Annotated in this window: 4 protein-coding genes; all 4 read left to right on the top strand. The window is 67.9% G+C overall.

Annotated elements, in window-relative coordinates; translation table 11 throughout:
• Positions 1-1,278: type VI secretion system Vgr family protein (locus ACTHN9_RS16615; protein ID WP_440537871.1), on the top strand; the 1,278-nt coding region annotated here is incomplete at its 5' end.
• Positions 1,275-1,916 carry a type VI secretion system lipoprotein TssJ gene (gene tssJ, locus ACTHN9_RS16610; protein WP_440537870.1) on the top strand — a complete coding sequence of 214 codons (642 nt, stop codon included), beginning with the start codon at positions 1,275-1,277 and terminating at the stop codon, positions 1,914-1,916. The genes ACTHN9_RS16615 and tssJ, both read left to right, overlap by 4 nt.
• A 33-nt stretch (positions 1,917-1,949) precedes the next feature.
• Complete coding sequence (tssK, locus tag ACTHN9_RS16605; RefSeq protein ID WP_440537869.1) at positions 1,950-3,323, top strand: type VI secretion system baseplate subunit TssK; 1,374 nt, start codon at positions 1,950-1,952, stop codon at positions 3,321-3,323.
• On the top strand, positions 3,305-4,507 hold the full coding sequence (icmH, locus tag ACTHN9_RS16600) for a type IVB secretion system protein IcmH/DotU (protein WP_440537868.1): 1,203 nt from the start codon (positions 3,305-3,307) through the stop codon (positions 4,505-4,507). Before tssK ends, icmH begins: the two co-directional genes overlap by 19 nt.
• The last annotated feature ends 48 nt before the right edge of the window (positions 4,508-4,555 follow it).

Here is a 4,555-nt window from a genome sequence, read left to right as displayed (position 1 = left end):
GAGTTGACGGCGTTCGACTTCGCGAACGCCAAGGCGAGCGCGCAGCAGCAGGCGCTGCTCGCGCGGGCGTCGGGCGATGCCGGCGAGCGGCGCTACCGCGCGGCCGAGTTCGGCACGCACTACGTCACGCAAAGCGATGGACGCCGTTTGGCGCAGGCGCGCATCGACGCGCTGCAGGCGGCCGGCGCACGCGCATCGGGCGCGTCGACGGCTCGCGCCATGCAGCCCGGCATCCTGTTCACGTTGACGGGCCATCCGCGTGGCGATCAGAACGGCGACTACCTGGTGACCGAGGCCAGTTATCGGCTGAGCGGCGGCGATTACACACCGCAAGCCGGCGCCGCGTCGCGCAGCGAGCGCGTGTTCGTCTGCCAGTTCGAGGCCGTGCCGCGCAGCCGGGGATTCCGGCCGCCACGTGTGACGCGCCGCCCGCAAGCGGGCGTGCAGACGGCGCTCGTCGTCGCCCCCGCGGGCGACGAGATGGCGACGCAGCAGCCCGGGTGCGTCAAGGTGCAGTTTCACTGGGAGCAATTCGAGCCGCCCTCGGCGAGCGAGACGATGAACCGTTGCTGGGTGCGCGTCGCGCAAGGCTGGGCCGGCCGCAATTGGGGCATGGTATTCATGCCGCGCGTGGGGCAGGAGGTGATCGTCGCTTTTGTCGACGGCGACCCCGATCGTCCGCTCGTTGTCGGATCGCTGTACAACAGCGCGAATCCGGTGCCGTACGCGCTACCGGCACACCAAGCGATCTCGGCGATTCGGACGGCATCGCTGTCGGGTGACGGCGAGCACAGCGAGCTGCGTTTCGACGACAAGAAACTGCAACTGCTGCTCTACACGGGCGGGCGCGCCGACAGTTACGTCAAACGCGACGCGTTGGCTTGGGTGGGGGAGGATTCGCACGCGATCGTCGAAGGCAAGCAGCTCGTGAAGGTGGGCGCGCACGACTTGACCATCGATGGTGCCCAGCGCGTCAAGGTGGGCGAGAGTGCGTCGCTGTCGGCAGGGATCGATGTCTTGCACGAGGCGCGCGCGAACTATTCGATTCAGGGGGAGATCGTTCATATCAAGGGCGGCGCGACCGTCGTGATCGAGGCGCAGGCGATGCTCACGCTCAAATGCGGCGGCAGCTTCGTCACGATTTCGCCGGCCGGCGTGCAAGCGAGCGGCCCGATCGTCGGGCTCAATAGCGGCGGCTCGGCCGGTTCGGCGCCGGGCGGATCGCCGCAAGCGCCGAGTTCGCCCAAGAAGGCGGACGACGGCTCGGGAGCGAAATGATGAGCACGCGCATCGTCGGGGCAGTTGCTTGCGCACTGGCGCTGGCATCGTGCGCCAGCGTGCCGCCCGATCGCGCGCAAGCGCGCTGGACGTTGAGCGCGTCGTCGACGGTCAACACCGATGCGCTGGGGCGGCCGGCGCCGCTCGTGGTGCACCTGTATGCGCTGAGCGCGTGCGACGCGTTCAACCGCGCGACCTTCTTCGAACTGTATGACCGCGATCGGGCGGTCCTCGGCAAAGCCGTGCTCGAGCGCCGCGTGCTGGTGCTCAAGCCGGGCGAGCGCGTTCGCTTGGTGCGGCCGATCGATGCGAATACGCGCGCTTTTGCGGTGGTTGCGGCCTATCAGCGCATCGATGCGGCGCGCTGGCGTGCGATCGTGGACATTTCGCCGTCCGAGCCGCCGCGCAGCGTGGATCTCGCCGCCTCGTTCGGCGCATCCGGCGTCGCGCTTGCGTTGACGCCCGAGCGCATCGACGCGCACGTTGCCAGCAAGCTATGGCGACTCGTCAAACCCCTATGGAAAAAGATCGCGGGATCGATCGGCGCCATCGGCGCGATCGGTGGGAACGATGCCGTGCAAGGCGCCAAACCGCCGCATGCCGAACCGATCGGCAGCCCCGATCGGTCGAGCGAATAGTTCATGTATTCGGGCGATGCCCCGGGAGACGAAATGGTTGGCAACGATAGGGTCGTTTGGTCGGAGGGGATGCTGCTGCAGCAACAGCATTTGCAGCAGCACGATCGCTACCTGCATTGGTTGATCGGCGCGCGTGCTGCGCCGTGCGGGCGGCATGGTTGGGGGTTTGCGTCGCTGACGATCGATGCCGCGCAGTTGGCGCTCGGCAAGCTCGCCTTGCGGGCCTGCGAAGGCATCATGCCGGACGGAACGCCTTTCTCGTTGCCCGAGCATGGCGATTTGCCGTTGCCGATCGACGTGCCCGAGAGTCGGCGCGACGCGATCGTCGTACTGGCGCTCGCCCTCGCGCGGCCGGGCGTGCCGGAAGTCGAAGGCCATTTTGAGGGGGCCGATGCCGATATCGATGCCGACATCGAACGTGCGGCCGAGTCTTACGCGCGGTATCGGCGTCTCGAATTCGTCGTCGACGATTGTCATACGCGCTCGGGAGACAGCGCACTGGTGCAAGTCGCGCGGCTGCGGCCGCGGCTTGCTTTTGCGGACGACGTGGGCGACGCATTCAGTTGCATCGGGGTGGCGCGCGTGATCGAGCGCCGCGCGGATCATCGGCTCGTGCTCGACCCGGCGTATATGCCGCCGTGTCTCGACTATCGGGTCGCGCCCGCGCTCTCGGCGTTCGTCGACGAACTGGTCGGCTTGCTGCGTCAGCGTGCGCACATGCTGTCGACGCGGCTGGCGCAACCCGGCATCGGCGCCGTCGCGGAACTCGCCGATTTCCTTTTGCTGCAACTCGTCCATCGCTGCGAGCCGTTGCTCTCGCACTGGGCGCGCAGCGAGGGCGTGCATCCGGAAACGCTCTATTGCATGTTGCTGCAGTTGGCCGGCGAGCTGGCAGGCCTCACGCGCGGCGCGGTTCGGCAACTGGCGCCGGGCCCCTACCGGCACGATGCGCTCGCGGCGTCGTTCGAGCCGTTGATCGCGGATTTGCGCGACGCGCTCAGTTATGCGATGAGCCCGCAGGCCGTTGCGATCGGTATCGATGCTCGGCCGTTCGGGGTGCACGTCGCCCGCGTCGCCGATCCCTCGCTGTTCGCAAGCGCCGGATTCGTGCTAACCGCGCGTGCCGATATGCCGGCCGACCTGCTGGCCAGCGCGTTGCCGCAGCAACTGAAAATCGGGCCGCTCGAAAAGATCGACGACCTCGTGAATCTACAACTGCCGGGCATCGGGCTGCGTCTGTTGCCGGCGGCGCCGCGGCAGTTGCCGTTTCACGCCCAGCAATGCTATTTCGCCCTCGACGCGAGCGATCCGCTGTGGTCGCAGCTCGCGTCTTCCGGCGCGCTGGCGATGCACGTGGCAGGCACTTTGACCGGCTTGGAGCTGCAGCTATGGGCCATCAGGCAATGAAGGCGGGGCGCGGGCCATGCGAGCCCAACCGGTTGCTCGAGGCGGCGCACGATCTGCTCGAGCTGGCTTGCGAGTTGCGTGCGCGTCGGTTCGAAGCGGCGCCGCAGCCGCTGGAGCCGCTGCGCGACCGGCTGCGCGCCATGATCGACGCCTTCGATGCGGCGGCGCGCCGCGCGGGGGTCGACGACACTGTGCGCACGGCTGCGCGCTATTGCATCTGCACCTTCATCGACGAAATCGTGGCCGCCACGCCGGCGGGCGGAGCCGGTGCATGGGCGAGCCATAGCCTCTTGATCCAATTTCATGGCGAAACGTCGGGCGGCGAGCGCTTCTTTTCGTATTTGACCGACCTATCGCGCGACGCGGCCACGCATCTCGAAGCGCTCGAACTGATCTACGTCATGCTGGCGCTAGGGATGGAGGGGCGCTATCGGTTGTTGAACGGCGGCGCGACGCAGCTCGAATCGGTCCGCGCCGAATTGCGGCGGCTCGTGCTCGCCGAGCGTGGAACGCCTCCCGCGTGGCCGGGCGCGGCGGGTGGGGACGAGCACCGGTGGTGTCGCGGCGCGCGGTGGCCGCTGAGCGGCGCGATTGCCGCCGGTTCGATGGTTGCGTTCGTGGCGCTCGTCGTCACGCTCGAAGCGGACCTGCACGCGCAGGCGAAGCCGGTGATCGATACGTTGGCGCAAGTTCGAGTCGAGCCGGAGCCGCAGGCTGCAAGCTCCGCGGCGGCGTCGGACGCGTTGTCCGATGTGTTGGGTCGACGGCTGGCCGACGATCTATCGGCCGGGCGGATCTCGCTGACCGGCGCGCCGGATCGCACCGTGCTCACGCTCGGCAGCGACGCGCTGTTCGCCTCGGGCAGCTCGGTTGTCGCGTCCGGCCGTCTCGCATTGCTTCGGCGCGTGGGCGTGGCGCTGCGTGGGCTCGATGTGCGGGTTGTCGTCGTCGGCCACACCGACGACCAAACGCCGCCTCCCGGTAAGCGCTCGAACTGGCAACTGTCGCTGGCGCGTGCAAGCGAAGTGGTCGATCTACTGCGCGAACAAGCCGGCGCCCAGGATCGCTTTCTCGCGCAGGGAGAAGGCGCATCGGCGCCGGTGGCGCCGAACGATACGCCCGCAAACCGAGCACGTAACCGCCGTGTCGTCATTACGGTGATCGCCCGCGGAGCATCTTTGTGACCGCGGCATCGCCAGTCCGTCATTCATGCCGTCGAGGACGCGATATAT

The organism is Trinickia sp., assembly GCF_051953405.1.
Lineage (GTDB): Bacteria > Pseudomonadota > Gammaproteobacteria > Burkholderiales > Burkholderiaceae > Trinickia.
This window is presented reverse-complemented; position numbering and strand designations above follow the sequence as displayed.